Below are 25,162 nucleotides of genomic sequence, written 5' to 3'. Positions count from 1 at the left end.
TGACGGTCAATATGCGACAGACGGTCGATCAGAACGGTGCATCGTCGTCATCGAAGGCATCGCCAGCCGCGGCCTTGGTCGGCTTGGCGGCCGTTTTCGCCGCAGCCTTCTTTGCCGGGGCCTTCTTGGCGGCGACTTTTTTCGCCGGCGCCTTGGCAGCGGCGGTCTTGCGTGCCGGTGCGGCCGCCTTCTCGTCACCACCCTCATCGCCTTCGGCATCCGCCGCCTTGGCGGCCGTCTTCTTCGGCGCCTTGGCCTCGAATTCAAAGCCGATCTTGCCGTCCTTCTGCTGGGCCAGATACGCCTTGAAGTTGCGGCCCGTGCGCGACGACTTGAAGTTCGTCAGCAAGTCGGTCTTGCCTTCGGTCAGCAGCTTGTGAATCTGCTCGCGCGAAATTTCCTGCTGCAAGATCACCTTGCCCGACGTGAAGTCGCACGACTTCGGGTTGGCCACGGCGTTTTCGCACACGTAACGCATGCCGTGCTCGAAGACGCGGCCGCCGCACTTCGGACACTTGCCGACTGGCTCCTGACCGGTGAAGTCCGGGGCCTCGCCGTCTTCGTCGCCGTTGTCCTGACCGAAATCGAACTCCAGCTTGTAGCCCATTTCGTCGTCGGGCGACAGCTTGAGAATGGCCGAGAACGGACGGCCCATCTTGCTGCGGAAACCCGACAGCGGCCCGATCGTCTTGTTCTTGAGCAGCTCTTCGACTTCCGGAATTTCGAACTGACGTCCGCCCGGGATCTTCGAGATCGAGAAGCTGCAATTCGAACAGGCGAAACGACGGTAGTTCTCTTTGACCACGCCGCCGCAATGCGGGCACGGCGTGCTGAGCGTCGCGTAATCGCCGGGAATCGTGTCCGAGTCGTATTCCTTCGCGCGCTTGACGATGGTCTGCGTCATCTGCGCGATTTCCTGCATGAACTCGTCGCGCTTCAGGCCGCCGCGCTCGATCTGCGAGAGCTTGGCTTCCCATTCGCCGGTGAGTTCGGGCAGCGTCAATTCGTCCACGCCAAGCCCGCGCAGGAGCGTCGTCAGCTGGAACGCCTTGGCCGTCGGATGCAACTCACGGCCTTCGCGAATCAGATACTTTTCGCCGAGCAGGCCTTCGATGATGGCCGCACGCGTCGCTGGTGTGCCGAGGCCCTTGCCTGCCATGGCCTCGCGCAGTTCGCCGTCTTCGACGAGCTTGCCTGCGCCTTCCATCGCCGAGAGCAACGTGGCTTCGCTGTAGCGCGCCGGCGGCTTGGTTTGCAACCCAACGGATTCGACCTTGTCGACACCGACCTTCTCGTCCTTGGCGATCGGCACGAGGGTCGGGGCGTCTTCCTTGCCATCCTTGCCGTCACCGGCCGATTCCTTGCCGTAGATGGCGAGCCAGCCGGCTTGCGTGAGCACCTTGCCTTCGGTCTTGAAGTGATGACCGACCACTTCCGTGATCCGCGTCGTCACCTGATACTCGGCTGCGGGGAAGAACACCGCCAGGAAGCGCTTGACCACGAGGTCGTACAGCTTCTGCTCCGGCTCGGAGAGGTTCTTCGGCGCTTGCAGCGTCGGGATGATGGCAAAGTGATCGCTGATCTTGCTGTTGTCGAAGATCCGCTTGTTCGGCTTGACCCAGTCCTTGGCCAACACCTGATTGGCGAACTGGTGATAGTTGTTGCTCTCCTTGAGCACGGCCATCGTCTCTTTGACGGTGTCCAGATAGTCTTCAGGGAGGGCGCGTGCATCGGTACGCGGGTACGTCAGCACTTTGTGCTTTTCATACAGCGCCTGCGCCAGACCGAGCGTGTTCTTGGCCGAGAAGCCGAACCGGCCGTTGGCCTCGCGCTGCAAGCTCGTCAGGTCGAAGAGCAGCGGCGAGAGTTGCGTGGTCGGCTTCGACTCTTCCGTCACCGTGCCATGCTTGCCGCGCGTGGCGGCCACGACCGATTCGGCCGCCGCGACACTCCACAGACGCGAGTCGCGCTGCTCCGGATCGAACTCGTTGCGCTTGAACTTCGGATCGAACCAGCGGCCTTCGTAGAAACCGGCCGCGCAGACGAACTCGGCCCGCACTTCCCAATAGTCGCGCGAGACGAACTTGCGAATCTTTTCTTCCCGCTCGACCACGATCGAGAGCGTCGGCGTCTGCACGCGGCCCACGGTGGTCAGGAAGAAGCCGCCGCCCTTGCTGTTGAAGGCGGTCATGGCACGCGTGCCATTGATACCCACGAGCCAGTCGGCTTCGGCACGGCTGCGGGCGGCATCCGCCAGCGGCAGCATGTCTTCGTCGGTACGCAGACGCTTGAAGCCGTCGCGAATCGACTGCGGCGTCATCGATTGCAGCCACAGACGCTTTACCGGCTGCTTGGCCTTCGCGTGCTGGGCAATCAGACGAAAAATCAGTTCCCCTTCGCGCCCCGCGTCACAGGCGTTGATCAGCAGGTCGATATCCTTGCGCTTGATCAGCTTGGTGAGCACCTTCAGGCGCGACTCGCTCTTGGCGATCGGCTTGAGGTCAAAGTGGGGGGGAATCACGGGAAGGTTGGCGAAGCTCCACTTGCCGCGTTTGACTTCATAGTCTTCCGGCGCGCCGATTTCGACGAGGTGGCCAACCGCCGACGAGATGACGTAGTCGTCGTTCTCGAAGTACTCGTCATGCTTGGTAAAGCCGCCCAGCGCCCGCGCGATGTCATTCGCGACGGACGGTTTCTCGGCAATGATCAGAGCTTTTGACATGACGTTAGGTAATGTAGAGGGGGTGTCGCCAAGCGACATTCGTTGGCTTTATAACATATAGCGAATCCGGCGTTGCCGTCGGATCGGGCACAAGGCGGCCCGAAAGCGGCACATCATAAGCGCGTCGCAGGCCGGCGGCAAGGTCGCAGGTACCCGGAGCGGGGCACCGGGGCGTCAGCCGAGCAGGTGGGCACGCAGCGCGGGTGCTGCCACACGGGTGTCGCCCAGCACACCAGCGTCGAGCATGCGCTCGAGAATACCGATCGCCGGCAGCAGGGGCCCGAAAAACCGTGCCTCTTCGCCGGTCTGGTGGGCGTCCTGCACGAGCAGGGTCGGGAAATTCTCGATGTCGTGGTCGTCCAGCCAGTCGGCGTGCGTCTCGATATCCACCCAGACGAAACACAGTTGCGGATGGCTGGCTGCGAGCTGCTCTAACGCCTCCCGATACTCGCGACAGGTGCCGCACCACGCCGCACACAGGCAGGCCACCAGACGCGTCTGGCCGTCGGCCAGTGCCGTGGCAAGCGCGGAACGATCGGCGACAGGGTCGAGAACAGGCATGGTATCGGGGTGTCGGGGGTGTCTGGGGTTCTTGGGGGCGGTTGCACTGGCCGATCGAGTCGGTCGGCTCGACATCGTCACGCGGGTGCCTGTGGCGTCAGACGGACAAAACAGGCGCCCGGTGCGCGTGCAATCCAGCCGTCGAGTTCGAGCACGCTCAATTGCTGGAGGACCGTGACGATGTTCAGCCCGGTGCGCGCACGAAGCGTGTCTGCGCTCGACGGATCATAACCCAGCGCTTCGAGAATCGCTGCGGCAGGCGGGGTCAGTCCGGTCGGTTGCCGTGTGGCGGGGCCTGCCTGTTGGGGCCGTCGGGGCGATCCGGTCGATCCGGTCGGCCGGTTCGGTCGTGGGGGCGTCCGGGGTGTCGCTGGGATTGCTGTGGCCGTTGTGATCGTCGGCGGAACCCTTCGACCATGGACCCGCGGTGAGGCGGCCGTGTTCCCGGGCAGGCCAAGGGCCTCAAGCACGTCGTCCGGCGAGGTGACGAGTGTCGCGCCGTCGCGAATCAACGCGTGGCAACCCGCGCTTTGCTGCGCATGGATCGAACCGGGCACGGCGAGGACGTCGCGCCCCAACTCGCCCGCCAGACGCGCCGTGATGAGCGATCCCGATTTCGTTGCGGCTTCGACGACCAGCGTGCATCGGGCAAGTGCAGCGATCAGCCGGTTGCGTTGCGGGAAATGCGCGGGCCGGGGCGGGGTGCCGACGGAAAACGGCGAGATGACGAGCCCGTTGGCGGCAGAACCGCCGATACGCTCGGCCAGCGTCCGGTTGCGGGCGGGGTAGACGGTGTCCGGCCCCGTGCCGATGACCGCGCAGGTCCCGCCGGGGGTGTCCAGTGCGCCTTCGTGGGCCGCCGCGTCGATACCTGCCGCGAGTCCGGAAATGACAGTGACACCCGCTTCCCCCAGCTCGCGTGCGAAGCGTCGCGCGTTCTCCCGGCCCTGCGGCGACGCAAGGCGGCTGCCGACAATGGCCACGGCCGCTGGCCCGGCGCGGTTCGCCAGCGTGGCGTCACCACAGCAATAGAGCATGGGCGGGGCATCGCCAAGGTCGAACAGCGCGCGCGGATAGTCCGCCTCGGCCAGCGTCAGCACGGTGCAGCCCGGCTGCGCGGCCCAGTCGAGGGTGCGGTCGATCAGCTCGCGCAGCGCCGCAGAGGGGTGTGCCAGCAGCCGCGCCGCGATCTCGTGCGGCACCACGCGGGCGAGTTCATCGGGTGTCGCACGAAAGATCGCATCAGGCAGCCCGAACGCCGCCAGCAGACGCCGCGCGGCAGCGGGCGGCACTTGCGGCGTGGCGCACAGCCGCAACCATGCCTTGATATCTTCCGTGCCGGCCCTGATCTGTGAAGCGTCGATGGCGGCCCCTCTCGCCTCGCCCGGGTTGAAGGCGGCGTCGGTGGTCGCGATTTCGCGGCGAGGCCCGTCTGACACGGGAAGTGCGGTGCCGCCCGCCAGCGGCGAGAGGGGCGCTGTGATAAAATTTTTCATCATCCGGTAAGCATTGACCGGGGGGCCAAGGCTGGCGAAGCCTGCGGCGCGTAGTTCGCGACGCGTTTCGCCATCGCTCGATTGTGAGTTGGCGTGAACCCCGATGGCAATGCGGCGATATCCCGTTTTCACCATGGCACTCCTGAATATTCTTCAATACCCCGATCCGCGTCTACATAAAGTGGCCAAACCTGTGGCCGAAGTGGACGACCGCATCCGTCAACTCGTCAAAGACATGGCCGAGACCATGTACGACGCCCCCGGCATCGGTCTCGCGGCTACGCAGATCGACGTGCACGAGCAAGTCATCGTGATGGATCTGTCCGAAACGCGCGACGAGTTGCGGGTGTTCATCAACCCGCAGATCGTGTGGCGCAGCGACGAGCAGAAAGTCTACGAAGAGGGCTGCCTGTCGGTGCCCGGCATCTATGACGAAGTCGAACGTGCCGACCGCGTGCGCGTGCGGGCCCTCGACGAGAAAGGCGAGAAGTTCGAACTCGATGCCGATGGCCTGCTCGCCGTGTGCATTCAGCACGAGATGGATCACCTCAAGGGCCGCGTGTTCGTCGAATACCTCTCACCGCTCAAGCGCAACCGCATCAAGCAGAAGATGAAAAAGCAGGTCGAGCGCGCGTAATCGGTGTGAAGCAACGTTAAGCAACGTCAGGCGAACACCCGCCGAGCGCCAAGCGAGCGCCCGGCGGTACTCAGCGATACACAGCGGGATATTGGCGTCTGACGGGGATTTCACCCCGCTCGCCGCTCGCTGTCTGAGATGGCGCACGCAGTAAAGTCATCTATACTTGCAGCGAATTTTTGCGCCAGCCTTGGCGCGAAACCCTGCTGCGACGGGACGTCAACGGGACGTTTGCCGTCGGGCCCAACCCGATCGGTTTCCCCGGATGTCCATCGTTAATGCTTCGTCGTCGGCTTCGACGGCTTCGTCGGCCTCATCGATTTCAACGTCGTCCCGTCGCCGCAAGATCTATTGGTTGAGCGCCGCACTCCTCTTCGCTTTCCTGCTCGCAGGATTGTTCGATCGTGATCCCTGGAAGGCCGACGAACCGTATTCGGTCGGCATGGTGCTCAACTTCTTCCGAGGCCATGACCTGATCGTGCCGCGGGTGGGCGCCGATCCGTTCGTCGAAAAACCCCCCGTCATGTATTGGACCGGTGCGATCTTCGCGCGCCTCACGTCTGCCGTGCTGCCCGTCTTCCAAGGCGCACAACTGGCCGTGCTGGCGTGGCTTCTGATTGCCGTGTTCTGCGTGGCCCGACTCGCGCAGCGTCTGCACGCGCCGACGTCGACATCCGATACGGGGACTGCCAACCAATTCAATTGGCTCGCGCCCATGCTGATGGTGGGCAGCTTCGGGGCCATCGAAAACATCCACAAGCTCACGGCCGACGTGCCGCAAATGGCGGGCGCCGCGCTGGCACTGTTCGCGCTCGCGCGTCTGGCCAGACCGACGGTCTCGTCGTGGCGCTGGGGTCTGCTGCTCGGCACCGGCGCGGGCATCGCCTTTCTCAGCAAAGGCTTGCTGGTGCCCGGCGTGCTCGGCCTCACCGCGCTGGCCGCGTTCGCGTTGCCGGCCTACCGCACGCGCCGTTATGCCGCTGCGCTCGGTTGGGCCGTGCTGGCGGCGCTGCCTTGGGTGGTCATCTGGCCGGCGTTGTTCTGGCGCGCCTCGGAGCCGCTGTTCATCGAATGGTTCTGGGATAACAATTTCGGCCGCTTCTTCGGCTTCGTCCATCTGGGTGGCGAGCGCAAGTCGTATTGGAGCGACTTCCGCAGCCTGCTGGCATTGACCTTCCCGGCGGGCTGGCTCGCCGTGGGGGCACTGGTTGCGCAACTGCGCGGCCGTCATGAACGCAGCGTTGCAAGCGGCGCTGCAAGCCGCAGCGCTGAACGTGGCGGACTGCGCCGGTTTGTCGCCGAACGCCCTGAACTGGCCATGCTGTGGCTGTATGTCGTGCTGTTCGTGTTGACGCTCGTCACGTCGTCGGCCATTCGCGACATCTACATGCTGTCGATCTTCCCGGCGCTCGGCGTGCTCGGTGCCGGTGTGCGCTTGCCGAACTGGCTCGAAAAGACGTGGTCGATCGTCGCGCTGGTATTGATGAGCGTGCTGGGCGTGTTCCTCTGGGTACGCTGGGGGCTGCAACTCGGTGGCCACGGTCACGTTGCTGCGGGCCCGATCGGCAAATGGCTGCCGCTCGATTACGTGCTGCCGTTCTCGCCCGGGCTGGTGATGGGCGCGGTGATCATCGCTGCCCTGTGGGTGGCGGCCATCATCTACCGCCGTCAGCTCGGCGCGCTCGTGTTCGGCTTCGCTGGATTGATGTTCGTGTGGGGCACGCTCTCGACGCTGTTGCTGCCGTGGATCAACGAGGCGCGCAGCTACCGCACGCCGTTCGTCGCGATGATGACGTCGTTTGTCGACGCAGGCGGAACACTCAACGGCACCTGTGTCGGCTCGTTCAACGTGGGGGAATCGGAGCGCGCGATGCTCGATTACTTCGTCGCCATTCGCCCCGTGCAATTGCCGAGTCTGGCGCAGGCTTCGGAGTGCCGGGTACTGTTGGTGCTCGACAAGGCGGCCGCGCGGATCGACGCACCCGCCGGGTGGCGCGAGGTATGGCAGGGCGGTCGGGCCGGCGACACCAATGAGCGTTTCCGCTTGCTGGTCGCGCCCGGCGTTACCCTGACGCCATTGCGTCAATAAAGCACGACCAAGGCGCTACGCCAACCCAAGGCCCCCAAGCCCTCAAGCAGTCAGCCCAAGCAGTCAGCAGCAGGCAGGAGAAAATTCATCATGACGCTTCGTATCGTATTCGCCGGCACGCCGGAATTTGCACAAACCGCGCTGGCCGCCATCGATGCGGCGGGTTTTCCTGTCGAATTGGTGCTCACCCAACCGGATCGTCCGGCAGGGCGAGGCATGAAGTTGCAGGCCAGCCCGGTCAAACGCTACGCCGAAGCGCATGGCATGCCGGTCGCACAGCCGCCATCGCTGCGCCGTAACGGCAAGTATCCGGAAGCGGCGATTGCGGCCATCGACCAACTGCGCGCGCTGGCCCCCGATGTGATGGTGGTGGCGGCTTATGGCCTGATCCTGCCGCAGGAAGTGCTCGATCTGCCGCGTTACGGCTGTCTGAACATTCACGGGTCGCTGCTGCCGCGCTGGCGCGGTGCGGCGCCGATTCACCGGGCGATTGAAGCCGGCGACGCCGAGACGGGCATCACGATCATGCAGATGGATGCCGGTCTGGACACTGGCGCGATGATCCTGCGCGAAGCCGAACCGATCGGCCCCGATGACACCACGGCCACGTTGCACGACCGCATGGCGGCGCTAGGCGGCAAGCTGATCGTCGATGCACTGCGCCAGTTGGCACGCGACGGCAAATTGCCGGCCGAGCCTCAGCCCGACGCCGGCGTGACCTATGCTGAGAAGATAGCCAAGCAGGAAGCGGCGCTCGACTGGCGCCGTCCGGCGCAGGCGCTGGCACGTCAGGTGAGGGCGTTCGATCCGTTCCCCGGTGCACTGGGCACCCTGCGCGGCACGGCCGTGAAGCTCTGGCGTGCGAATGCCGTTGCCGGCAAGGCCGGTGCGACGCCCGGTACCGTGCTCGAAGTGAGCGCTGACGCCGTGGTCATCGCCTGCGGCGAAGGCGCGCTGAACGTGACCGAATGCCAGAAGCCGGGCGGCAAGCGCCTGCCGGTGCGCGAGTTTCTCGCGGGATTTGCCATCGCGCCGGGTGACATGTTCGACGCCGTGCCGAACACGGATGCCTGACATCGACCGCGGACATTGACCAGTCAATGGCGGGTTTTATTCTTCAAAATTCGATAAACAACCCGCAAACATCGGTGAAAGCGTCGGCAAGCAGCGGTAACCGCGCGGAAATGGCGTGCAATTTGCTTGCGGGCATTGAATTTTCGATGATTTGCCTCATCTAACGCCCGAGGACACGCGAAGTGCGTGCAATCCTCAGGTCACCCAGATTTGCAGAGGAGAACACCATGTTCAATTGGATGAAGACCACCCTGCTGATGGCGGCCATCACCGCGTTGTTCATGGTGGTGGGCGGCATGATCGGCGGAAAGCAGGGCATGATGCTCGCGCTGGCAGTTGCGCTCGCGATGAATTTCTTTTCGTACTGGTTCTCGGACAAGATGGTGCTGCGCATGTACCACGCGCAGCAAGTCGACGAGACCAGTGCGCCGCAGTTCTACAACATGGTGCGCGAGTTGTCGCAACGCGCCGGGTTGCCGATGCCGAAGGTGTATCTGATCAATGAAGATGCACCCAACGCGTTCGCGACCGGCCGCAATCCGGAAAATGCGGCCGTGGCAGCCACCACCGGTATTCTGCGTGTGCTTTCCGACCGGGAACTTCGCGGCGTGATGGCCCACGAACTGGCCCACGTGAAGCACCGCGATATTCTGATTTCGACCATCTCGGCCACCATGGCCGGTGCGATCTCGGCGCTGGCCAATTTCGCGATGTTCTTCGGCGGTCGTGACCAGAACGGGCGTCCGAGCAATCCGATTGCGAGCATTGCCGTGGCGATTCTCGCGCCGCTGGCCGCCTCGCTGATTCAGATGGCGATTTCGCGGGCGCGTGAGTTCGAGGCTGACCGTGGCGGTGCCGAAATCTCGGGCGATCCGCAGGCATTGGCAGCGGCGCTCGACAAGATTCATCGCTTTGCACAGGGCATCCCATTCGAGGCCGCCGAGCAACATCCGGCCACGGCGCAGATGATGATCATGAACCCGCTCTCGGGCGGCACGATCGCCAACCTGTTCTCGACGCACCCGGCCACTGAAGAGCGTATTGCGCGCTTGATGGAGATGGCACGCACCGGACAATATCCGGTCTGAGCCCGGGGTCAGATCAGGGCGCGCCGCCGCGAGAACCAACGCCAGCCATCGCGGACCCCGTGAGTGAGGACTGACCGCGCATGGCCTGACGGCGTCCTGCGGGTCGCCGTCCGTTGGCTGTCAGTCTGCTATCCTGTCGCCCGACAGCCGTCCGATAGCCCCCTATGCCCGCCGTCGCGCGGGCATATTTGTTTGTAGAAAGCCCATGCCGCAAGCCACTCTGCCCACCGAATCTCTGGCGTACGCGCTGCAACGTGCCGCGCAAACCCTCGAATCTGTCCAGAAGGGCATGGCGTTGCCGCAGGCACTCGCGCAGGCGACCGCGCAGTGTGCCCCGGGCACCCGCGCCGCCACACAGGATCTGGCTTACCGCACGGTGCGCCGTCTCGGCAGCAGCCGTGCCTTGCTGGCGGTGCTGGTCAAGCCCGCGATGCAGGCGCGCGTGCGCGACATCCTGCTGTGCGCGCTTGCGCTGCTGCAAGACCCTGTGGAAGACGCTGCGTACACCGAATTTACCGTGGTCGATCAGGCCGTCGAAGCCATTGCCGCGCAACGCCGCACGGCCGCCGCGAAGGGGCTGGCCAATGCCGTGCTGCGCCGTTTCCTGCGCGAGCGCGAGGCGTTGCTGGCCCAGATCGCCCAACAGCCAGAAGCGCGCTGGAACTACCCCACGTGGTGGATCAACACGGTGCGAGACGCATACCCCGGCCAATGGGAGACGTTGCTCACCGCGGGCGATAACCGGGGCCCGATGACCCTGCGTGTGAATACGCGGCGCGTGAGCGTGGCGGCCATGCAGGAGAGTCTGACGCTCGCCGGTATGGCGTCCGAAGTGGTCGGCCCGGTCGCCCTGCGCCTCGCGCAAGCGGTGCCGGTGGACCGGCTGCCGGGCTTTGCCGAAGGCTGGGTGTCGATTCAGGACGCGGGTGCTCAACTGGCCGCACCGCTCGTGCTCGGAGACAACCCGCGTGCCGGCATGCGAGTGCTCGATGCGTGCGCAGCGCCGGGTGGCAAGACCGGTCATCTGCTGGAACTCGCCGACGTGCAGGTCACCGCGCTCGAATCGGACCGCACTCGCGTGCCGCGCATCTACGAAAATCTGGAGCGCCTCGGGCTGTCGGCCGACGTACGCATCGGCGACGCGGGCAATCCGGCCAAGTGGTCGGGTGGCGGCTGGGACGGCGTTCCGTTCGACCGCATTCTGGCCGACGTGCCGTGCTCGGCGGCGGGCATCGTGCGCCGGCACCCGGACATTCGCTGGTTGCGCCGTGCCGACGACATTCCGGCGCTGGTGGCCGAACAGCAGCGCATTTTGCTGTCGCTGTGGGAAACGCTGGCCGTCGGCGGCGAGCTGGTCTACGTCACCTGCTCGATCTTCCCGTCGGAAAACGAACAGCAAGCGCAATGGTTTGAACGCGTTCGCACAGATGCGGTACGATTGGACGCTCCCGGGCAATTGCTGATGACCCCTGGCGGCGCCCATGACGGCTTCTATTACGCTCGCTTCCAGAAACGGTGACTTTCTCCCAACGGCTACTGGCCTGCCTGCTGCCGCTGCTGTGCGTTGTTACGCTCGGCTTTGCGGGACCCGCACGTGCCGACAACGAAATTCAGGTGCGCGAAGCCCGGCTCGAATCCTCCGAGGGTGGGTGGACGCTTGACGCGCGCTTCGCGTTCGAACTCAACAGTAGCCTGGAAGACGCGGTCAATCGCGGTATCTCCCTCTACTTCACGACCGACTTCGAACTCACCCGCTCGCGCTGGTACTGGTTCGACGAGAAGGTCGTCACCAGCTCGCAGAGTGTGCGGCTGTGGTTCCAGCCGCTGACGCGTCAATATCGCGTCTCAAGCAACAACGGCAACAGCAGCAACAGCGGCCTGCAACTCGGCTTCAGTTCGTTGCGTGAGGCGATGGCACTCGTGCGCAACGTGAGCGGCTGGCGCGTCATCGAGAAAGGCGTGGTCAAGCCCGGCACGCAATATCAGGCGTCGGTGCGCATGCGACTCGACAATGCCCTCATGCCCAAGCCGTTCCAGATCGATGCGGTGAACAATCGCGACTGGAACCTGAGCTCGGACTGGGCGCGCTTCCTGTTCTCACCCCCGCAACCGCCTGCCGCAGCCAGCCTGCCGGGGGCCGGGGGCGCGAACGCGATGGCTTCTGCGGCGCCTGCGGTGGCACCGGCACCGGCGTCGGTCAACGCACCCGCCGGCCTATCGAGCACTTCGAGCACGTCGGGCACGTCGTCTGCCAATGCTGCCCCGGCACTTCCGATCGCCTTGCTGGCTTCGCCCGCTGACGAGGACGCTGCATCGGGGCCGGTCGCGCGGCTCACCGGCCGTCTGCCGCTGGCGTTCAGCGCGGCGTTGCCGCCGGGGGCGTCTCGTGTCAAGTAACAACGGCGGCGGCCTGCTCAAGCGCATTGTCATTCGCACGCTGATCGTCACGATGGCGCTGGTCGCCATCGGCCTCTTCGGCCTGCTGGCGCTGGCTTCCGCCAATACGGAATTCTTCGATCGCTACTACTCGCTGCTCTACACGGCGAACATCGCGGTCGCGATCATCTTCGTCTTCATCGTCGGGGCGCTGATCTGGATCATTCTGGTGCGCCTGCGCCAGCGACGCTTCGGCACGCGGCTGCTCGCCAAGCTCGCGATTTTCTTCGCGCTGGTGGGCGTGCTGCCGGGCGGCATCATCTATCTGGTGTCGCTGCAATTCGTCTCGCGCAGTATCGAGTCGTGGTTCGACGTGCGTGTGGAGACCGCGCTCGACTCCGGGCTCGAACTCGGCCGCGCGATTCTGAACAACGGCTTGTCCGATCTGAGCGCCAAGGCGCAACTCGTCGCCGACAATCTCACCGCGAGCGGCGACAAGGGCGGCACGCTCACGCTGCTGCGCATGCGTGACCAGTTCGGTTTGCAGGACGCGACGATCGTCGACGGCAACGGCCGTGTGCTCGCCTCCGCGTCAGGCAACTTCAATGCGCTCGTGCCCGACTTGCCCACACCGCTGATGCTGCGACAGGCGCGCACGCAATCGCGTGGCTACACGGCCATCGAGGGCGGCGGCGAGGGCTACGACCGGCACAGCTCGGACGACCAGTTGCGCTGGCGCGTGGTGTTGCGAATTCCGTCGAGCTACACCTCGTCGCTGCAAGACGAAGAGCGGTTCCTGCAAGTCACGCAACTGGTGCCCGCTAATCTGGCGCAGAACGCCGAGGCGGTGCAGAACGCCTATCGTGAATACCAGGAGAAGGCGCTTGGCCGGACCGGCTTGCGCAAGATGTATATCGGCACGCTGACGCTATCGCTGTTTCTCGCCACCTTCGTGGCCATGATGCTGGCGCTGGCGCTCGGAAGTCAGTTGGCGCGGCCGTTGTTTCTGCTCGCGCGTGGCACGCAGGAGGTGGCCGCGGGCGATCTCTCGCCGAAGGGCGAAGTGCGCACCAACGACGAGTTGGGTTTCCTCACGCAGGCATTCAATGCGATGACGCGGCAGCTCTCCGATGCGCGCGCCACGGTCGAGCGCAATCGGCTGGCGCTCGAAAGCTCGAAGGCTCACCTGGAAAGTATCCTGTCGAGCCTGACGGCCGGCGTGTTCGTGTTTGATCGAGATTTCCGGCTGACCACGGCCAACTCGGGAGCTGAACGCATCTTCAAGCAGAGTTTTCAGGGCGAATTGAATCGTTCGCCGTCGCATATTCCGGCCCTCGTGGAATTTGGCGAGACCTTGCGCCGCGCATTTGCCGATCGCGATGCCAATGCCGATCTCGGCCCCGGCGGTCACTGGCAACAGCAGATCGGCCTGACATTGCCCGGCGAAACCGATTCGGTGACCTTGCTCGTGCGCGGCTCGCATCTGCCCGAGCCGGCGATGGCGGTGGCGGGTGTGCCCACGCGCTCGGGCGGCGGGTATGTGGTGGTGTTCGACGACATCAGCGACGTGATCTCGGCACAGCGTTCGGTGGCATGGGCGGAAGTGGCGCGGCGTCTTGCGCACGAGATCAAAAATCCGCTCACACCGATTCAGCTCTCGGCCGAGCGCTTGCAGATGAAGCTCTCCGACAAGTTGCCGCCGACCGAAGCCGAATTCCTGCGTCGCGGCGCGACGACCATCGTCAATCAGGTGGCGGCGATGAAGCGCATGGTCGACGACTTCCGCGATTACGCGCGTCTGCCGCCGGCGATCATGCATTCGCTGCAACTTAACGAGCTGATCGGCGAAGTACTCACGCTCTACGGGGTGGATGAAGGGCGGGGCGCGATCCGTCCCTACCTCGGTGCAGACCTGCCGGAAATTCGGGGCGACTCGACTCAATTGCGTCAGGTTATCCATAATCTGCTGCAAAATGCTCAAGATGCAGTGAGTGGAACCGAAAACCCTCTTATCACTGTGGAAACGAAGACAGTAGAATACGCAGGAACGGACGCGCATCCCGGAGAACCGAAACGCACGGCAGTGCGTCTCACGATCACGGACAATGGGCCGGGCTTCCCGGCACGCATCCTGACCCGCGCATTCGAACCGTATGTAACGACCAAGGCAAAGGGCACGGGGCTCGGTCTGGCGATGGTCAAGAAGATCATCGACGAACACCAGGCGCGCATCGACATCCGCAACCGGACGTTGCCCGAGGGTGAGGGCAGTGCGGGAGCACAGATTTCGATCTTGTTTACTCAATTGGCTGACGACCAGGATCTGTCGCGCAATAAGCCGACAGAACACACGAAGGTAGCGTAAATGGCAACCATTTTGGTGGTGGACGACGAAATGGGAATCCGGGAGCTGCTCTCGGAGATTCTGAGCGACGAGGGGCACGTCGTCGAGGTGGCGGAGAACGCACAGGAGGCTCGCGCCTATCGTGCGGCGCACACCCCCGACCTCGTGCTGCTCGATATCTGGATGCCCGATACCGACGGCGTGACATTGCTCAAGGAATGGGCGGCACAGCAACTGCTGACCATGCCGGTCATCATGATGTCGGGTCACGCGACGATCGATACCGCCGTCGAGGCGACCAAGATCGGCGCGCTCAACTTCCTCGAAAAACCGATTGCCTTGCAGAAGCTGTTGCAAGCGGTCGAGCAGGGTCTCGTGCGCGGCAAGCGCGACGCCGCCGGCGGGGCGCCCAGTGCGTTCGATGCCGCTGACGACGAGCTCGAGACCGGCGTGTTCGGCGAGAGCGAACCTCGTCACGCGGCAACGGGCCTGAACGGCACCACGGTGCACGCGCCGTTGGGGGCGCATGATGCCGACGGGGCTGTGGGCGCCGGTGGTGCCGGCCTCGCCGCCGACATCTCGTTCGACGTGCCGCTGCGCGAAGCGCGCGATGCCTTCGAGCGCGCGTACTTTGCTTATCACCTGGCGAAGGAACACGGCAGCATGACGCGCGTGGCCGAGAAGACGGGGCTTGAGCGCACGCACTTGTATCGCAAGCTCAAGCAATTGGGCGTGGAGCTTTCCAAGAGCAAGACCTGACGTCACCGGCGAAAGTCCGTGGCGTCGAAAGACCGGCGCGCAATTCCCGCAGGTTTTTTCGACAAAGGGCTTGCGAAAATCATCAGGGCTCTCTATAATCGCTTTTCTCTTGGCCCGGTAGCTCAGTTGGTAGAGCAGCGGATTGAAAATCCGCGTGTCGTTGGTTCGATTCCGACCCAGGCCACCAAATTCGAAGGGCTTGCGCACAGCGCAAGCCCTTTTTGCGTTTCACGGAAACGCGCCCCGATGAGGGGTATAACGCCCCGCTGATATTGCGCTGATTGCGTTATGTCGCGTGACCCTCTCCCGCACGCGGGCTGCCCCGGTGGCCTGAATCGCGTGCCCGGCCCCCGTCGTCCTGACGGCGAGGGCGATACTGATACTGCTAGCGCAAGATCATGACGACAAGCACCGATTCCGCTCTGGTTCTGTTCTCCGGTGGACAGGATTCGACCACTTGCCTCGCGTGGGCGCTCTCGCGCTATGCGCGCGTCGAGACGTTGGGCTTCGACTACGGCCAGCGCCACAGCGTCGAGCTGGAGTGCCGCACCGACGTACTCGCCAAGATGCGCCAGCGCTTCCCGCATTGGGCACCGCGCATGGGCGACGATCACATGATCGACCTGTCGATCCTGGGTCAGATCAGCGAGACTTCGCTCACGCGTGAGACCACCATCGCGATGGCGGCCAACAACCTGCCGAACACGTTCGTGCCGGGCCGCAATATCCTGTTTCTGACGATCGGTGCGACGATCGCCTATCGCCGCGGCTTGCGCGTGCTGGTGGGTGGCATGTGCGAGACGGACTTCTCGGGCTATCCCGACTGCCGCGACGACACCATGAAGGCCTTGCAGGTCGCGCTGAACCTCGGCATGGACCAGCGTTTCATCGTCGAGACACCGCTGATGTGGATCGACAAGGCCGACACGTGGCAGATGGCGCAGGATCTCGGCGGCAACCTGCTGGTCGAAACCGTGCGTGAAGACACGCATACATGCTATCTGGGCGAGCGCAGCGTGCTGCATCCGTGGGGTTACGGCTGTGGCGAGTGCCCGGCGTGTCAGTTGCGTCAGCGCGGCTACGAGCAGTGGCGTGCACGCGGTAACGACGCTGGCAATAGCGCTGGCAATAGCGCTGGCAATAGCGTTAGCAATAACGCCAGCTAGCACGCCGCTAACCATCAGACGCACGGCGCGGCCTGATCCATCAAAAATCGAGAGCATCATGACGTACGCGGTTAAGGAAATCTTCTACACCTTGCAGGGCGAGGGCGCGAATGCCGGCCGCCCGGCGGTGTTCTGCCGGTTTGCGGGGTGCAACCTGTGGACCGGGCGCGAAGAGGACCGTGCCGAGGCCGTATGCCAGTTCTGCGATACCGAATTCGTCGGCACCGATGGCGAGAATGGCGGCAAGTACCGCACGCCGTCCGACCTCGTGGCGCAGATCGTGGCGCTGTGGCCGGAAGGCGACCGCGCGCATCGCTTCGTGGTTTGCACGGGCGGTGAGCCGCTGCTGCAACTCGATGCCCCGCTGATCGCGGCACTCCATGCCGAGGGCTTTCGCATCGCTGTGGAGACCAACGGCACGCAGGTCGTGCCCGAAGGCATCGACTGGGTGTGCGTGAGCCCGAAGGCCGATGCCGGGTTGGTCGTCACGCGCGGCGACGAGTTGAAGGTCGTCGTGCCGCAGGATCGCCAGCGTCTGGCCGAATACGAGACGCTCGACTTCACGCATTTCTATCTCCAGCCGATGGATGGCCCGCTGCGCGACACCAATACGAAGCTGGCGATCGATTATTGCAAGTCGCATCCGCGCTGGTCGCTGTCGATGCAGACGCACAAATATCTGAATATTCCCTGAGCCGTTGCCGTGATTACGATTACCCGGAAACTTGAATTCGATGCGGGCCACCGCATTCCCGACCACCGCAGCCAATGCCGCAACCTGCACGGGCATCGCTACGTGCTCGAGATCACGCTCGCGGGCGAGGTGAGCCGCGAGAGCGGCGCATCGGACAACGGCATGGTGATGGATTTTGCCGACGTGAAAGCACTCGCCAACGAGCACCTTGTCTCTGTGTGGGACCACGCGTTCCTCGTGTACGAGGGTGATACGGCCGTGCGCGATTTTCTGGCGACGATGCCTGACCACAAGACGGTCGTGTTCGATCGTGTACCGACCGTCGAGAATCTGGCCGCCGCCGCGTTCGACAAACTGAGCGGCGTATTCGACGCCCACTACGGCCGCGACCTGCGACTGGTGCGTTTGCGCCTGTACGAGACGCCGAACTGCTGGTCGGAAGTCACGGCATAACGCATTGACGGTGAGGTGCGCCGCCCGTGCGAAAACAAGCCGAAGCTCGCCATGTTTTAGGCGGGAGTTTTCCGAATTCGGTGGGCACTGACCTACCGAGACGCGAATTCGAAAGCATTCGTCGAAAGCCGAGGCAACCCGTCACGGGAAGTCAGAAAGTGTGAGCCCGCCAGATCCTGAGTCTGGCGGGCTTTTTCACTTCTGGAAGCATCATGACGAGAGTATTTGTAGCCGAACTTCGATGGACGCCGGTCGACAATGAAAGAAACGGCGGCGGCGACATCCCGCCTCACATCGTAGGGGAGTTGAATCAAGCGCTGAATCTACGCCGGGGTGGCTTGCCACCCGTGCAAATCGGCGCAACGCCGACGATCGTGCCGCCCCCGAGGTCTTACGAAAGGCGTGCGGGCTTGCTCGACACACTACGCACCGATCTCCAAGCCGTACGCCGCGTACCGTACGCCGAAGAGGCGCCTCGCGCGGCACCCGAAAGACACGCCCGCGCAGGGGCGCGAGGCCAGGACGGCAGACGCGGCAATCTGGCTGTGCAGCACGGTTGGACGCCCCCGAGCACACGACGGGCAGCGATTCCCGCGGCGTACGAGCGACGCCCGGAGCCAGCCGTCGACAAAGACTTGCCCCCGCCATACGACTCACAAGTCGGTGCGCTGCCTGCCTACGCTTCGGTGGATGTCCCGCCGCCGTATGCGCCACCGGACAAGGCGTGGCTCGGTGCGTTCTTCGGCCAGTCACGCCGCACGGACGTCGACCGCGGCTGAACGGCGTCATCGCGATATGATGCGAGTTGCACACCGTAACTCATAGGGGACAACTCAAAATGAAATCGCTTCTGCGCGGCTTGTTCGCCGCTTTGCTGTTGACGGCTTTTGCTTTGCCCGCCACGTCGGCATTTGCGAAAGACAAGGTCGTGTACCACATCAATGACGCCGAAAGTCAGGCGCTCGCCGGACTGCGCAACATCCGCAATCAGCTCGATACCGTCCCGGACACCGATGTCGTGGTCGTCGCGCATGCGAAGGGCGTCGACTTCCTGATGAACAACTACAAGGATGCCGCGACCGTCGGGCCGCTCGTCGCTGCGCTGCATGGCCGTGGCGTGAAGTTCGAGGTGTGCGAGATCACCATGAAGCAGCGCAGTCTCACGAAGGACCAGTTCGTGCTGGAAGCGGACTTCACGCCGTCGGGCGTGGTGGAACTCACGCGACTGCAACAACAGGGTTACGCGTACATCAAGCCGTAACCTGACATCGCCGATCTGCGACTCGGGCGTGTGACGTTTGCGCCCGGTCGAACGGGAAGCCGCACCCCGAGCGCTGGATATCGATCCGGCCTTCGGGGTGTTTTCGTATGCGACGTCACTCGCCGGCGCGCGTCGCCGGTTTGGCGCACAATAGGCGCGTGCCCGTCCCCGGAGGTACCTCATGTCGACGTCTTACGCCATGCGCTGGCTGCTCGCCAGCACCACGCTCGCATTAGTGAGTGTGGCGTGCCAATCGATTCCCTATGCGGTGGCGGCGGCTCAGGCCCCCGCGCAGGCACTTACCGACCGGGCAGTCCATGACTATGAAGCGGGGCAGCAGACGCAGGCGCTCGATGAGTTTCGCCGGGCGGCGCAGCAAGGCAACCGGCTGGCCCAGTTCGACTACGCGATGATGTTGCTCGCGGGCGAAGGCGGCACCCCCGACCCGCAGGGGGCCGTGCAGTGGCTCGATCGGGCGGCCAACGCCGGCATGACGCAGGCACAGTACGTGTACGGCAAGATGTACGACGATGGCTACGTCGTGGACAAGTCGATTCCGCAGGCCAACCACTGGTACGAGAAGGCCGCGAAACAAGGCCACGTGCAGGCTCAGGCGGCGATTGCCAACGAGTACTTCATCGGTCGCGGCGTGCCCAAGGATTACAGAATCGCTTTCGGCTGGTACGAGAAGGCGGCAAAGGGCGGCGATCTGCCCTCGCAATACATCGTGGCGAGCTACTACGAGCGCGGCTACGGTGTTGTCACCCCCGATCTCGATCAGGCCCGCTTCTGGTACGAGAAGGCCGCAGCGCAGGGGGATGTTGCTGCGCAGGGCAAGCTCGATGCCTTCAAGCGTCAAGGCGCGCCGGGTAGTGCGGCGTCCACTCGCTGAGCGCCTGAACTGACATTTCAATCCCACGGCATCGTCATTCGCGAGTGCCGTTCCGTCGTCGCTGACGGACGGCCAGCGCGACGTCGGTGCACCCCCGCATCTCGTCTTCCGTCGTAAGTCCCACGCGCCCACGTCTCCATTCCGATGTCACAAGCCACGCCGCGAGTGGCCGCCGAGTCGCGTCTGCAAATCATGATCACTGTTGGGGGATTTAAGAAGAATCCCATCAGGACTCGTCGGCGCAGCGTGAGTAGCATCGGCGTCAACGATGTTACTCATAAGGAGCGCGAACGCCGCAGGTCGCGGAGGACTCGCGGGGACTACCGACCCGCACCGACCGCACACGCTGCCCGTTCGCGAAGAATCGATGGCGCCAGACACTTCGATGGATGCGATCGACAGCGCGCAGCACAGCGCCGTATTGCGGCTGCTCACGGGGCCGATGCGTGGCTGCGAATTCACGCTGACCGAGGGCATCACGCTGTTCGTCATCGGCCCGAGCGATCCGGCCGTCGACCGTGGCTGGCAAGCGGATATGCCGCCGAATGCCATTTACGTGCCGATGGACGGCGAGGGTGACAATTTCGAGGTACTCGTCGATCACGACGACCGCCCGGGCCTCTTCGTCAGAGTGTTGAGTGACGTCGCGGGCAGGGAAATCGGTATCGACGCGACCCAGATCGCGGAGATCGGCGACGTACGCATTGGCGTCAGGCGTGTGGATGAACCCTGGTCGACGCACGTCTCGCGCAGCATGTGCGCGCAGCGTGGCGCATCCGATGCGACGCAAAGCCCGGGCGGGCGCCGCCGCTGGCAACAGATGTTCTGGGGAACCGTGCTGCTTGCGGTCCTGGCAGGCGGTGCGTGGTTCTACGCCCGCAGTGCGCCGCAACGTCAGGCCGAGGGCATTGCCGAGTATCTGGAGACGATCGGTGGCCGGGCGCAGGTGCTGCCGGGCACCGACGGCATGATGTACGTGCTCACGGAAGACAGCGCGCAGCGACTGTCTCTGACACGCATCCTCGGTGCCGCGGTGATCCAGCGCGAGGGGCTGGTCGTGCTCGCGCTCGACGAAGAAAACGAGCGCATCACGCAGTGGATCGACGCATCGCGCAATCAGGTTCCCTACTTCAAGCTTTATTTCGACGATCCGGCGGCGCCGGAACTGTGGGTCGGCAAGCAGCACTTCCGGCTCTCGGAACACGAGGCCACACAGTTCCGCAGCCTGCTGCACGAAAAGATGCCCTACGCCAAGCGGGTGAGCATCGTCCCGCATGACGAAGCGGATGCCAGTAACGAAGCCGAAGACGCGCTCAAGCGTCAGATGGTGCCGTTTCTGCGCACCGATACCCCCGAGGGCGTGACGTTCCACATCAGTGCCGAACTCGACGACGTGCAACTACGCCGGCTGTACAGCTTCATGCAGAGTTTCGCCAAGCGCTGGGGGACCAAGCTCGTGCGCTTCAACGTTGATTTGCGCGACGACTGGACGGGGCAGAAGTCGTACTCCTACGGCGAGATGGCTTACATCAAAGAGGGGCCACGGCAGTGGCAGTTCGTTAACCGGCAGTAACCGGCAGTAACCGACAGTAACCGCCAGCAAGCGGAAGCAAGCGGCGACAAGTCGCCAAGGAGACATCATGACCACCATCAATGCACCGGACGATCTGAGAACGCTCGAGAAGATATCGCGATCGTTCGACGAAAAAGCGAAGACGCTGAAGACGCGCGTCGACGAAGCCCTCGCGGCCATTCAGGGCGACGCAAGCGACGCGCAGACACTCGCGAAATATCAGGCCGTGCTCGGGGAATACACGCTGGTGCAAAGCGCGCAATCCGCCTCCGTCAAGACTTGGCGCGATACCGCCGCCGGCATCATCCAGAAGTTCTGACGCTACACACCCCGCCACTTTTCGCCACCAGCCTCCAGCCCTTATTCAGCGAGCCCCCCAATGTCGATCGCTCCCGTGGCGCTCTCACCCGCATTGCGCCTCACCGCACCCCCCGCGCATTCCGCGCACTCCGTTATGGATGCCTCGGTATCGGTGATCGCCAATCAGCCCGACGCCACCGATTCTCTTGAGTCGCGTTTCATCCGGGCTGCCGCCGATATGTCCGCCAGATTCGAAGCCGATCGCGCGCAGATCGCCGACGACGTCAACCGGATCGACCCCACGGACCTCGTCGCCATGAACGCCATGCAGGTCCGGCTGGCGCAATACAGCCTGGATGTGTCGATGACGTCCACGCTCGCGCGCAAGGTCGTCGGTGCCGTGGAGGCGTTATTAAGGTGAAGTATCGCAATGCCCTCGTCGTGTGTGCACTCATCCTGCTGGCCGGTTGCCGGCGCGGCGAGATGTTGCTCACGTCGCTCGACCAGCAGCAGGCCAACGAAGTCGCGGCGGTACTGCTTCGTCACGACATTGCGGCGGAAAAGGTCGATGCCGGCAAGGCGGGCTACGCGATCAAAGTCGACGCGAGCGACTTCCCGGCCGCCGTCGACTGGCTCAAGACCTACGACCTGCCGTCGCGCCCGCGCGTGGAGATCGCCCAGATGTTTCCGCCCGATGCGCTGGTGGCATCGCCGCGCGCCGAGCGTGCACGACTGTATTCGGCCATCGAACAACGGCTCGAACAGTCGCTGCGTCTGATGCGCGGCGTACTCGCCGCGCGCGTTCACGTGAGCTACGACGTAGAAGGTCTCGCCGCAGATCAGGGGCAGTCGGCGCCTCATATTGCAGCGGTCGCGATCTATCAGAACGATGTGGATGCGACGGCGCTCATCAACGATGTGAAGCGCTTTCTGAAGAACAGCATCGACGACGTGCGCTACGAAAACATTTCGGTGGTGCTGTCTGCGCAACCGGCCGCCATCGAGGTACCGGCCAAAGTGCCGGCGGGCCCGGGCAATGCGGGGCCCGGGTACTGGGGGTACTGGACCACGGGGCTACTTGCGCTGCTGCTGGCTTTCGCCGTCGTGTCCGGCATCGGCATGATGACGCGTGCGCGGGCGGCAAGGCAACGCCCGTTCCCGACAGTGGAGGACCTGCCATGACCATGACGCCCGCGCGCAAGCCCTGCCTGCGCGAGTCGCCCAGTGCGATCGCGGTCAACTGGCGAATGATGATGTTCGACCCGGTGTCGTACATCCACCCGGCGCACTTCGCCTTGCCCGAGCCGCTCTCGTCGCCGCGTCAACGTGCCGTCGTCAACGAGATTCTGATCATCGCGCTGCGGCTCGACATGCATTGGCCCTTTGATCGCGTCGGGATCGCCGAGCGCCCGTGGCTGCTCAACTGGCGGCACTTGCCGCAAGTGGCGTTTCTGATGGGATGTCAGGCGCTCAAGGCGGGACTGTGCCGGCGTGCTGCGATGCTGAACCTGCCGGGCTGGGCGAGCGCTTTCGCCAGTCTGCCGCTACTTGAACCCACCGCGCCGACGGGGCTGCATCCGCCTTCGCACGCGGACCTGCTGGCCGAGGGTTTCGCGCGCTTGACCGCGATTGCCGCTCCGCTCCCCGAGCCGGTGCGCCAGCGTCTGCCGCTGTTGTTTGCGTCAGACGTTGCGCGTGCCGGACACAGCCCCGGCGCATTCGACCTGCGCCTGTTCGTGACTGCCTTGCAATATGCCAAAAAGCATCCCCATTCCCCCCCTGACAACCGCCATTGACGGTGTCGTCGTGAAGCGTCGGCAACTGGCCCGCGGTGCTGTGCACGCCCGCGTCGATCGCGACATCCGGCAGTGGGCAAAGCGGCACGTGCGCGAATCGCAGGCGCTCGCCACGCGGCTGCAACGCCGGGCGATGCGCGATGGCTATGCCTGCGGCATTGCGGCGGCGCTTGAAGACACGGTGGCCCATCTCATGCGCACCGAGCAGATGTGCCGGCAGTGGCGCACCGAGATGGCTGCCCGGACGAGAACCCTGCTCGCGTCGGCAGCAACGCACCCGCAGGCGCTGCTCGCGGCCCTTGCCGACGCATTGGACACCTTCGCTGCCTCGCCGTCCGATGCGCCGCTGATCATCGCGTTGCCGGCAACGCTCGGGGCCCATCGCGAGTCGATTCGGACCCGCGCGACGGCCGCCTTCCGCGCAGCTGTGACGTTCGAACTTCGCCGCGACGATGGGGTTGCCGTGCGGCGTGGCGATCACGTCGTCGAATACAACCCGGCCGAGTTCCTCGAACGGGCCGGTCTGGCTTTCGATGCGCAGCCGGACGTACTGCCCGACGTGTTGCCGGGTGACCTGCACGCCCTGTTGGCACCGGCCTTGTTGTCGTTGCAGGCGCGTGTCGATGCGCTCTCCCGACAGGCGCGGAACTACGTTCCCGGGAGCGCCGTTGAAACCTTGACTCGGGGCGCCGCCGCATGAGCCCGGTGTCCAGCCTCGACAGGTCGAACCACGTCGCGAGTGCGCAGGAAAGCGCCGTCTCGCCAACGTTGTTACAGCGCGTGCACGACGCCCGTGCCGGGCGTGAACGGCGACCCGGCGATGCCGCACCCGAGCCGCTAAACAACCTGGACCCGGTAAGCGAGGGCAGTGATGGAAGCCACCAGGACGCGGGCGGTTTCGACGTCGCATCGATATTCCGCGACATCTGGATTCGCAAGCAGTGGGTGGACTGGTTCGAGAGTGGCAGGCAGCGCTATCAGGAGATAGGTGGGATGTAGTCACGCGGTGCGCAGGCGGGCACCGCATCGCAGAGAGAACCCCGACGATACGACTGAAGTGAGGTGGGCAATGAGAGGTATGGAAATCATGGGATTACGGCAGGAACTGTGCGCAAACGACGCCCGTGCGCTGGCATCCGATGGCGTGTGGTTCGTCCGGCAGACGACGGGGGATCTTTCGCTGGTACTGCAATCCACGCATGCCAGTCAGTCGACGCGCCTCGCATTGCCCGCCGGCTACTGCGGTTTGTTGATGTTTGGCCGTGGCCAGGTGCGTGTCGCTGGCGGCGCGTTGGATTACCACCCGTTGCATTGCGACGTGCTCGTCAAACTACTGGCCTTCATGGACGAAGCCAGAGTCGCCGGGCCCTGCGAAGCCGAGCGCCACGAGAGCTCGCCGACGTTGCACCACGTGCCCGTAGACGCGCTCTGGACCGACCGGCGTCAATGCGAGATTTGGTTTCTGAGCCAACTCGCGGCGCCAAGCGACGCCTTCTGCACCATGCTGGCAGTGCTGCGCCGCGGCGAGTCGTACAAGCTCGTGCGCTTCCTGCTGTCGCGTTCGCACACGGGCGGCACGTTGCGTCACATGTGCGCGAAATACGGTGTGTCGTATTCGCATTTCCGGCGGTTGTGCCGTTGTGCACTGGGCGAATCGGCCAAGATCGTGTTGCGCGACTGGCGCATGGCGCGCTCGATGCTCGAGGTCGCACAGGGCAGCGATAGCTATACCGAGATTGCGCTGCGCAACGGTTACGCGTCGTCGTCACACTTCTCCACCGAGATCAAGGAACTGATCGGCATGTCGCCGACCCATGCGGCGGGTGCATTGCGGACGTTGGCCCGATGAAGACACGGCACTCTCTCGTCGGTGCAATGTTA

General features: G+C 64.1%; 24 protein-coding genes, 1 tRNA gene and 1 pseudogene. 23 read left to right on the top strand and 3 right to left on the bottom strand.

Features of this window, described 5'->3' with window-relative positions; translation table 11 throughout:
- Positions 1-28 precede the first annotated feature (28 nt).
- The 3 genes from CDV46_RS03580 to dprA all read right to left on the bottom strand — a co-directional run bounded on the left by CDV46_RS03580 (position 29) and on the right by dprA (position 4,914).
- Complete coding sequence (locus tag CDV46_RS03580) at positions 29-2,722, bottom strand: DNA topoisomerase III (RefSeq protein ID WP_087690419.1); 2,694 nt, start codon at positions 2,720-2,722, stop codon at positions 29-31.
- A gap of 174 nt (positions 2,723-2,896) precedes the next feature.
- Positions 2,897-3,283, bottom strand: coding sequence for a thioredoxin family protein (locus CDV46_RS03575; RefSeq protein ID WP_058376775.1), 387 nt, complete (start codon positions 3,281-3,283; stop codon positions 2,897-2,899).
- 77 nt (positions 3,284-3,360) lie between these two features.
- Positions 3,361-4,914 carry a DNA-processing protein DprA gene (dprA, locus tag CDV46_RS03570; RefSeq protein ID WP_254915915.1) on the bottom strand — a complete coding sequence of 518 codons (1,554 nt, stop codon included), beginning with the start codon at positions 4,912-4,914 and terminating at the stop codon, positions 3,361-3,363.
- On the opposite strand from dprA, the gene def reads away from it, so the two are divergent.
- From def to CDV46_RS03455, 23 genes and pseudogenes are all read left to right on the top strand, one after another.
- Complete coding sequence (def, locus tag CDV46_RS03565) at positions 4,913-5,416, top strand: peptide deformylase (protein ID WP_058376777.1); 504 nt, start codon at positions 4,913-4,915, stop codon at positions 5,414-5,416. The genes dprA and def overlap by 2 nt on opposite strands.
- A gap of 265 nt (positions 5,417-5,681) precedes the next feature.
- A complete protein-coding gene (locus CDV46_RS03560) occupies positions 5,682-7,505 on the top strand; it encodes an ArnT family glycosyltransferase (RefSeq protein ID WP_087721821.1) in 1,824 nt (607 codons plus the stop codon).
- Positions 7,506-7,595: 90 nt separating this feature from the next.
- The gene (fmt, locus tag CDV46_RS03555; protein ID WP_087721820.1) at positions 7,596-8,579 is read left to right on the top strand and encodes a methionyl-tRNA formyltransferase; all 984 of its coding nucleotides are present in this window, start codon (positions 7,596-7,598) and stop codon (positions 8,577-8,579) included.
- A gap of 227 nt (positions 8,580-8,806) precedes the next feature.
- On the top strand, positions 8,807-9,667 hold the full coding sequence (gene htpX / locus CDV46_RS03550; RefSeq protein WP_087721819.1) for a zinc metalloprotease HtpX: 861 nt from the start codon (positions 8,807-8,809) through the stop codon (positions 9,665-9,667).
- Positions 9,668-9,872: 205 nt separating this feature from the next.
- On the top strand, positions 9,873-11,186 hold the full coding sequence (gene rsmB, locus CDV46_RS03545; RefSeq protein WP_087721818.1) for a 16S rRNA (cytosine(967)-C(5))-methyltransferase RsmB: 1,314 nt from the start codon (positions 9,873-9,875) through the stop codon (positions 11,184-11,186).
- Positions 11,183-11,767 (top strand): annotated as a pseudogene (locus tag CDV46_RS27335) (DUF4390 domain-containing protein); the annotation flags it as partial. The gene rsmB and the pseudogene CDV46_RS27335, both read left to right, overlap by 4 nt.
- 349 nt (positions 11,768-12,116) lie before the next feature.
- Positions 12,117-14,408, top strand: a complete 2,292-nt coding sequence (locus tag CDV46_RS03535; RefSeq protein ID WP_087690813.1) for a sensor histidine kinase — start codon at positions 12,117-12,119, stop codon at positions 14,406-14,408.
- Entirely contained in the window at positions 14,409-15,146 is a 738-nt protein-coding gene (locus tag CDV46_RS03530) for a response regulator (RefSeq protein WP_087690410.1), read from the top strand. It begins immediately after the preceding gene.
- Between the two features lie 111 nt (positions 15,147-15,257).
- Positions 15,258-15,333: transfer RNA gene (locus CDV46_RS03525), tRNA-Phe, on the top strand.
- A gap of 211 nt (positions 15,334-15,544) precedes the next feature.
- Complete coding sequence (queC, locus tag CDV46_RS03520) at positions 15,545-16,312, top strand: 7-cyano-7-deazaguanine synthase QueC (RefSeq protein ID WP_087721816.1); 768 nt, start codon at positions 15,545-15,547, stop codon at positions 16,310-16,312.
- A 58-nt stretch (positions 16,313-16,370) separates the two neighbouring features.
- Complete coding sequence (gene queE, locus CDV46_RS03515) at positions 16,371-17,006, top strand: 7-carboxy-7-deazaguanine synthase (protein ID WP_087721815.1); 636 nt, start codon at positions 16,371-16,373, stop codon at positions 17,004-17,006.
- Positions 17,007-17,015: 9 nt separating this feature from the next.
- Positions 17,016-17,459 carry a 6-carboxytetrahydropterin synthase QueD gene (queD, locus tag CDV46_RS03510; protein WP_058376785.1) on the top strand — a complete coding sequence of 148 codons (444 nt, stop codon included), beginning with the start codon at positions 17,016-17,018 and terminating at the stop codon, positions 17,457-17,459.
- Positions 17,460-18,094: 635 nt separating this feature from the next.
- Entirely contained in the window at positions 18,095-18,238 is a 144-nt protein-coding gene (locus tag CDV46_RS27035; protein WP_176398999.1) for a hypothetical protein, read from the top strand.
- A 59-nt stretch (positions 18,239-18,297) separates the two neighbouring features.
- Entirely contained in the window at positions 18,298-18,720 is a 423-nt protein-coding gene (locus CDV46_RS03500) for a DsrE family protein (protein WP_087690406.1), read from the top strand.
- A gap of 181 nt (positions 18,721-18,901) precedes the next feature.
- Positions 18,902-19,612, top strand: a complete 711-nt coding sequence (locus CDV46_RS03495) for a tetratricopeptide repeat protein (RefSeq protein WP_087690404.1) — start codon at positions 18,902-18,904, stop codon at positions 19,610-19,612.
- 367 nt (positions 19,613-19,979) lie between these two features.
- Positions 19,980-21,185 carry a PrgH/EprH family type III secretion apparatus protein gene (locus CDV46_RS03490; RefSeq protein ID WP_176398998.1) on the top strand — a complete coding sequence of 402 codons (1,206 nt, stop codon included), beginning with the start codon at positions 19,980-19,982 and terminating at the stop codon, positions 21,183-21,185.
- Positions 21,186-21,252: 67 nt separating this feature from the next.
- Positions 21,253-21,504, top strand: coding sequence for a type III secretion system needle filament subunit SctF (gene sctF / locus CDV46_RS03485; protein ID WP_087690401.1), 252 nt, complete (start codon positions 21,253-21,255; stop codon positions 21,502-21,504).
- Positions 21,505-21,564: 60 nt separating this feature from the next.
- Positions 21,565-21,906, top strand: coding sequence for a type III secretion system inner rod subunit SctI (gene sctI, locus CDV46_RS03480; RefSeq protein ID WP_087721812.1), 342 nt, complete (start codon positions 21,565-21,567; stop codon positions 21,904-21,906).
- A complete protein-coding gene (locus tag CDV46_RS03475; protein ID WP_087721811.1) occupies positions 21,903-22,667 on the top strand; it encodes an EscJ/YscJ/HrcJ family type III secretion inner membrane ring protein in 765 nt (254 codons plus the stop codon). Before sctI ends, CDV46_RS03475 begins: the two co-directional genes overlap by 4 nt.
- Entirely contained in the window at positions 22,664-23,281 is a 618-nt protein-coding gene (locus CDV46_RS03470; protein WP_087721810.1) for a type III secretion apparatus protein OrgA/MxiK, read from the top strand. Before CDV46_RS03475 ends, CDV46_RS03470 begins: the two co-directional genes overlap by 4 nt.
- 10 nt (positions 23,282-23,291) lie before the next feature.
- The gene (locus tag CDV46_RS03465) at positions 23,292-23,981 is read left to right on the top strand and encodes a hypothetical protein (RefSeq protein ID WP_087721809.1); all 690 of its coding nucleotides are present in this window, start codon (positions 23,292-23,294) and stop codon (positions 23,979-23,981) included.
- Entirely contained in the window at positions 23,978-24,280 is a 303-nt protein-coding gene (locus tag CDV46_RS03460; protein WP_087721808.1) for a hypothetical protein, read from the top strand. Before CDV46_RS03465 ends, CDV46_RS03460 begins: the two co-directional genes overlap by 4 nt.
- Before the next feature lie 79 nt (positions 24,281-24,359).
- On the top strand, positions 24,360-25,130 hold the full coding sequence (locus CDV46_RS03455; RefSeq protein ID WP_217896713.1) for a helix-turn-helix domain-containing protein: 771 nt from the start codon (positions 24,360-24,362) through the stop codon (positions 25,128-25,130).
- Positions 25,131-25,162 lie beyond the last annotated feature (32 nt).

This window comes from Pandoraea sp. PE-S2T-3 (assembly GCF_002179965.1).
In the GTDB taxonomy this organism is placed as follows: Bacteria; Pseudomonadota; Gammaproteobacteria; order Burkholderiales; family Burkholderiaceae; genus Pandoraea.
The sequence above is the reverse complement of the archived record's forward strand: the minus strand, read 5'-3'. Positions and strand labels throughout refer to the sequence as shown.

Bases quoted from the DNA above. Each gene is read 5' to 3' on its own strand.
- sctI (WP_087721812.1), top strand. From the start codon at position 21,565: ATGTCGATCGCTCCCGTGGCGCTCTCACCCGCATTGCGCCTCACCGCA.
- dprA (WP_254915915.1), bottom strand. From the start codon at position 4,914: ATGGTGAAAACGGGATATCGCCGCATTGCCATCGGGGTTCACGCCAAC.
- CDV46_RS03530 (WP_087690410.1), top strand. From the start codon at position 14,409: ATGGCAACCATTTTGGTGGTGGACGACGAAATGGGAATCCGGGAGCTG.
- CDV46_RS03580 (WP_087690419.1), bottom strand. From the start codon at position 2,722: ATGTCAAAAGCTCTGATCATTGCCGAGAAACCGTCCGTCGCGAATGAC.
- rsmB (WP_087721818.1), top strand. From the start codon at position 9,873: ATGCCGCAAGCCACTCTGCCCACCGAATCTCTGGCGTACGCGCTGCAA.
- CDV46_RS03495 (WP_087690404.1), top strand. From the start codon at position 18,902: ATGTCGACGTCTTACGCCATGCGCTGGCTGCTCGCCAGCACCACGCTC.
- CDV46_RS03500 (WP_087690406.1), top strand. From the start codon at position 18,298: ATGAAATCGCTTCTGCGCGGCTTGTTCGCCGCTTTGCTGTTGACGGCT.
- CDV46_RS03575 (WP_058376775.1), bottom strand. From the start codon at position 3,283: ATGCCTGTTCTCGACCCTGTCGCCGATCGTTCCGCGCTTGCCACGGCA.
- def (WP_058376777.1), top strand. From the start codon at position 4,913: ATGGCACTCCTGAATATTCTTCAATACCCCGATCCGCGTCTACATAAA.
- CDV46_RS03535 (WP_087690813.1), top strand. From the start codon at position 12,117: ATGGCGCTGGTCGCCATCGGCCTCTTCGGCCTGCTGGCGCTGGCTTCC.
- CDV46_RS03460 (WP_087721808.1), top strand. From the start codon at position 23,978: ATGAGCCCGGTGTCCAGCCTCGACAGGTCGAACCACGTCGCGAGTGCG.
- CDV46_RS03470 (WP_087721810.1), top strand. From the start codon at position 22,664: ATGACCATGACGCCCGCGCGCAAGCCCTGCCTGCGCGAGTCGCCCAGT.
- queE (WP_087721815.1), top strand. From the start codon at position 16,371: ATGACGTACGCGGTTAAGGAAATCTTCTACACCTTGCAGGGCGAGGGC.
- CDV46_RS03560 (WP_087721821.1), top strand. From the start codon at position 5,682: ATGTCCATCGTTAATGCTTCGTCGTCGGCTTCGACGGCTTCGTCGGCC.
- CDV46_RS03490 (WP_176398998.1), top strand. From the start codon at position 19,980: ATGGCGCCAGACACTTCGATGGATGCGATCGACAGCGCGCAGCACAGC.
- CDV46_RS03455 (WP_217896713.1), top strand. From the start codon at position 24,360: ATGGAAATCATGGGATTACGGCAGGAACTGTGCGCAAACGACGCCCGT.
- htpX (WP_087721819.1), top strand. From the start codon at position 8,807: ATGTTCAATTGGATGAAGACCACCCTGCTGATGGCGGCCATCACCGCG.
- queC (WP_087721816.1), top strand. From the start codon at position 15,545: ATGACGACAAGCACCGATTCCGCTCTGGTTCTGTTCTCCGGTGGACAG.
- sctF (WP_087690401.1), top strand. From the start codon at position 21,253: ATGACCACCATCAATGCACCGGACGATCTGAGAACGCTCGAGAAGATA.
- fmt (WP_087721820.1), top strand. From the start codon at position 7,596: ATGACGCTTCGTATCGTATTCGCCGGCACGCCGGAATTTGCACAAACC.